The sequence below is a fragment of the Streptomyces botrytidirepellens genome (assembly GCF_003721215.1).
Taxonomy (GTDB): Bacteria; Actinomycetota; Actinomycetes; order Streptomycetales; family Streptomycetaceae; genus Streptomyces; species Streptomyces himastatinicus.
Genome location: NZ_RIBZ01000624.1, coordinates 1 through 4,847, shown reverse-complemented (window position 1 = coordinate 4,847; position 4,847 = coordinate 1). Strand labels below are relative to the sequence as shown.

Genomic DNA, 4,847 nt, shown 5'->3' with positions numbered 1-4,847 from the left:
CGGAGGGCTCCGCCCCCCGGCCCCCCACTCCCCGGCGAAGCCGGACACCACCCAGCCCGCGCCGGTGGCGGGCACGGGCCAGCCCCCATCACCGCCGCACCCGGCTCCCGCCACGCCGCCGCACGCGGCGGTGGCGGGCACGCCCCGCCCCGTGCCGTTGTCTCCGCCGGGCGCGGACTACGCGGCCGCGGCGGGCCCGCACCACCTCGTGCCACCGTCGCCGCCGGGCGCGGATTACGCGGCTGCGGGCCCGCCGCATCCCGCGTCGGCCAACCCGGCTGCGGGCACCTCCTACGATGCGCGGCCGCATCAGGCGACGGCAGGCCCGCACCACCCCGTGCCGTTGTCGCCGCCGAGCGCGGGTGAGGCTGCGGCGTTGCACCCGGCGGTTGCGGTTTCGCGGTACGCCGCGTTGCCGCACGCGGCGAGCACCCTCCCGGAGGCGGGCACCCCTCACGCTGCGCCGCCGCATCTGGCGACGCCAAGCACGCACCCCCTCGTGTCACCGTCGCCGCCGGGCGCGGGTCAGGCCGAGGTGTCGCACCCGGCGGTGGCGGGTTCGCAGTACGCCGTGCCGCCGCACGTGGCGACGGCGAGCGCGGGTTACGTGGCCGTGGCGGATACGCACCCGGCGGCGGGCAGCGCTCACGCTGCGCCGCCGCACGCGGCGGTGGCAGACACGCACGACCCCGTGCCGCTGTCGCCTCCGGGCGCGGCTCAGGCCGCGGCGAGTGCGCGCTCGGCGGCGGGGCCGCAGTACCCCGTGCCGTTGTCTCCGACGCCGGACACGGCTCAGGCCGCACTGTCGTACCCGGCCGCGCCCGCCGCACCCTGGGCCGCCGAGTTCGACGCGCTGCTTCGGGAGACGGCCGATGCGGCGGCCGCGTTGGTGGCGGCGGGGCGGGCTCGGACGGTTGTGCCTCGTGCGCGTACCTACGACGTGCGCGTGTCCACCGAGGCCATGCCCTACCTCCGCGACCACTGCTTCTTCCCGCAGCGGTCCGGGTGGCCCGATGAGGGCGATCGGTGGCCCGTGGTTCCGGCGACCACGATCGTGCAGCACCTCATCGACGCGGCGGAGCACACGGCCGACGGCCCGCACGTGGCCGTGGCCGTGCACGGCGCGCGCTTCGATCAGTGGGTGACCGCGACGCCGCCCAGCACCGTTCAGGTCACCGTGACACCGTCGGCCACCGACCCCGGCCACTACACCGCCACCTTCGGCCGCAGCGCGCGTGGCACCGTCCAGCTCGCGCCCCGTTACCCGGATGCCGCCGAACGCCCCGCGCCCTGGCGTATCGACCCCGCCACCGAGCGGATACCCGAGCACACCGCGGCGCAGATCTACGACGAGCGCTGGATGTTCCACGGTCCGGCGTTCCAGGGCCTCACCCGGATCACCGCGATCGGTGAGATGCAGGTGCGCGGCACGATCACCACTCCGGCGGCGCCCGGTGCGCTCCTGGACAACGTCGGTCAGCTGCTCGGGTACTGGATCATGGCGACCCGCACCGAGCGCTCCGTCGTCTTCCCGGTCGGCATGCGCCTGATGCGCTTCTACGGTCCGCCTCCGCGGCCCGGCACCGCGGTGGAGTGTCTGGTCAGGATCGTCGCGCTGACCGATGCGGCGCTGGAGGCCGATGTTCAGCTGCTGATCGGCGGTGAGGTGTGGGCGGAGTTGCACGGCTGGCACGACCGCCGGTTCGACAACGATCCGCAGACCCGCCCGGTGGAGCGCTTCCCGCAGCGCAACACGTTGTCGCGCCCTCAGCCGGGCGGTTGGTCACTGGTGTACGAGCGCTGGCCGGACCTGGCCTCGCGCGATCTGATCATGCGCAATCACCTGGGCGGCGCCGAACGCGCCGAGTACGCGCGGCAGCCACCGCTCGGCCGCCGGCAGTGGCTGCTGGGCCGGATCGCGGCGAAGGACGCGGTACGGCGGTGGCTGTGGGAGCAGGGGGAGGGGCCGGTCTTCCCGGCCGAGATCCGGGTGTGCGAGGACGAGCACGGCCGCCCGTACGCGGTCGGCGTCCACGGCCGGACCCTGCCCCCGCTGGATCTGACGCTGGCGCACCGGGCCGAGGCCGGGGTCGCCCTGGTGGCGCCGCGCCACCCGAGCGAGCAACGCGGACCCGGCATCGGTATCGGGGAGGTCGCCGAGCGGGACGTGGCGTTCGCCCCGGCGGAGCGCGCGCTCCTCGCCACCGTCACCGCCGCGGGCGCCGCCTCCGCCACCTGGTGGGCCGCCGTGTTCCGCGCCGCCAAGGAGGCGGTGGCGAAGGCGGACGGCATCGGCCGGGACACCGCGGTGGTCGGCGCGGGGCACACGCACCTCACCGTCGAGGTGGCCACCGCCCCCGGACACCCGCCGCGCCGCTACCGGGTGCACTGCACGAGGACCGCCAACCCGTCCGGGTTGCCGGGCAGGGAGTACGCCGTGGCCTGGACGACCGGTCCGGGCCACCGGGATCAGGACGAGGAGACCGATCAGTGACCACCGTCGAACCCACCGTCGAACCCACAGCCCCGGCACCCGCAACCGCACCCGACGCGCCGGCCGTGCTCGCGGACGTCGCCGGAATGCTCCGGACCATGCTCGACGAGGACGGCCTCGACGACATCGAGGTCGCCATGGACACCCGCTTCACCGATGACCTGGAGCTGGAAAGTATCGACCTGGTGACCCTGGCGGGCACCCTCCAGGACCGCTACGGGCAGGAGGTCAACTTCGCCGAGTTCGTGGCCGATCTGGAGCTGGACGAGATCATCGGCCTCACCGTCGGGCAGCTCGTCGAGTACATCGTCCGGTGCCTCGGAGCGGCCGAGGTCAGAGCGGCCGAGGGGAGCTGACCATGGCGATGATCCACCTCGGTGGCCCGCCCGGCACCGGCGACGGACCGGACGGCCTCCGCCTGCACGTACAGCGGCTGTCCCCGCCGGACGGCCGCCCGCCCACCGCCACCGTCGTGCTCGTCCACGGTCTGCTCACCGACTCCCTGGCCAGCTGGTACTTCACCGTGGCCCCGGACCTCGCCGCCGCCGGGCTGGACGTGGTGATGTACGACCAGCGGGGGCACGGCCGCAGCGAGCGCCCCGGATCCGGCTACCGGCTGGAGACGTTCGTCAGCGATCTGGAACGGCTGCTGGACCAGCTGGAGATCACCACCCCCGTTCACCTCGTGGGCAACTGCTTCGGCGGCACGGTGGCCTACGGATACGCCCTGCGCCGCCCGGAACGGGTGGCCGGTCTCGCGACGATCGAGGCGAAACCCGCCACCCCGAGCTGGCTGACGGACATCAGCCAGATCATGCGGCGCATCGTGGTCGAACTCGTCGCACACGAGGCCGAGTCGCTGGCCTGGGTCACCGCCCACCGGGGCGCCCACACCGCGCGGCTGGCCAAGTCGGCGGCCCGGCTGGTGCGTACGACCACGATCGCCGAGGACGTGGCGGCGAGCCGGACGGTGAGCGAGGAGCGGGTCCGCGCCCTGCGCTGCCCGGCGCTGGCCGTGTACGGCGCCGACTCCGAACTCGCCGCCGAGGACGGCTGGCTCAGGGCGCTGCCGCCCGGCACCCGGACGGTCATGCTGCCGGGGGAGGGGCACTCGGTGCTGGCCGAGGCGCCCGCGCGGATACGCGCGCTGCTGCTGTCCTGGATCGGCGAACAGGGCACCGCCGTCCCGGTGGCGGCCGGGTTCGAGGGAGCTGATGCCTCGTGACCGCAGCGTCCCCCACGTCCTCGGGCCGCCGTTTCCTCTTCGTCGTGCCGCCGCTCGTCGGCCACGTCAACCCCACCGTCGGCGTGGCGGCCGAACTGACGGCCCGTGGCCACCAGGTGGCCTGGGCCGGGCTGCCGGAGGTCGTGCAGCGGCTGGTCGGCCACGGCGCCGCGGTCCACCGCTGCGCCGGGCCGGTGATCGGTGAGGGCGGGGCGGAGCGCCCGCCCGAGGTGCGCGGCCCGGGCGCGCTGAAGTTCCTGTGGGAGGACTTCCTGGTGCCGCTCGCCGAGGCCATGGCGCCCGATGTGGCGCGGGCCATCGCAGAGTTCCGCCCGGATGTGGTGGTGGCCGACCAGCAGACCGTGGCGGGCGCGCTGGTGGCCGAGCGGCTGGGCGTACGGTGGGCCACCTCCGCCACCACCTCGGCGGAGTTCACCGGCGCGCTGGACGGCATGCCGAAGATCGACGCGTGGCTGGACGGCCTGCTGGCCGGGTTGCGGGGCCGGATCGGCGATCCGCGCGGCACGGCCGACCCCCGGTTCTCGCCCGATCTGGTGCTGGCGTTCACCACCGAGGAACTGGCCGGGCGGCCCGTCCGGGCGGCCGACCACATCCGGTACGTGGGCCCGTCCATCGCCGGGCGCCCGGCCGAACCGGACTTCCCGTGGGAGTGGCTGGACCCCGCCCGCCCCACCGTCCTGATCACCCTCGGCACCGCGAACACCGATGCCGGGGAGCGTTTCCTCGCCGCCTCGCGGGAGGCCGTACGCGCCCGCGCCGACCGCTTCCAGACGGTCATCGTCGACCCGGCGGGCACCCTGGGACCACCGTCCGCCGACGCGGACAAGAACCTGCTGACGGTCCCGCGGATCCCCCAGCTGCGCCTGCTGGAGCGGGTGTCCGCGGTCGTGTGCCACGCGGGCCACAACACCGTGTGCGAGGCGCTGTGGCACGGCGTCCCGCTCGTGGTGGCCCCGATCCGGGACGACCAGCCCGTGGTGGCCGCCCAGGTGGTGGCCGCGGGCGCGGGCGTCCGGGTCAGGTTCGGCAGGGCGCGGGCGGCGGCGCTCGGCGAGGCCGTCGACGCGGTGCTGGACGAACCGGGCCACCGCGCCGCCGCCGAGCGCG

At 75.2% G+C, this 4,847-nt stretch carries 4 protein-coding genes; all 4 read left to right on the top strand.

Annotated features, from left to right (window positions below; translation table 11 throughout):
* Positions 1 to 499 precede the first annotated feature (499 nt).
* Positions 500 to 2,494 (top strand): polyketide synthase dehydratase domain-containing protein, encoded by a 1,995-nt coding sequence (locus EEJ42_RS33980; RefSeq protein ID WP_342778367.1) that lies wholly within the window; start codon positions 500 to 502, stop codon positions 2,492 to 2,494.
* Positions 2,495 to 2,580: 86 nt separating this feature from the next.
* Positions 2,581 to 2,850 carry a phosphopantetheine-binding protein gene (locus EEJ42_RS33975; RefSeq protein ID WP_246097560.1) on the top strand — a complete coding sequence of 90 codons (270 nt, stop codon included), beginning with the start codon at positions 2,581 to 2,583 and terminating at the stop codon, positions 2,848 to 2,850.
* 2 nt (positions 2,851 to 2,852) lie between these two features.
* Positions 2,853 to 3,719 (top strand): alpha/beta fold hydrolase, encoded by an 867-nt coding sequence (locus EEJ42_RS33970; protein WP_246097559.1) that lies wholly within the window; start codon positions 2,853 to 2,855, stop codon positions 3,717 to 3,719.
* Positions 3,716 to 4,847 (top strand): glycosyltransferase (locus EEJ42_RS33965; RefSeq protein ID WP_148082123.1); only part of this gene is annotated, 1,132 nt, incomplete at its 3' end. The genes EEJ42_RS33970 and EEJ42_RS33965, both read left to right, overlap by 4 nt.

Bases quoted from the DNA above. Each gene is read 5' to 3' on its own strand.
- EEJ42_RS33975 (WP_246097560.1), top strand. From the start codon at position 2,581: ATGCTCCGGACCATGCTCGACGAGGACGGCCTCGACGACATCGAGGTC.
- EEJ42_RS33970 (WP_246097559.1), top strand. From the start codon at position 2,853: ATGGCGATGATCCACCTCGGTGGCCCGCCCGGCACCGGCGACGGACCG.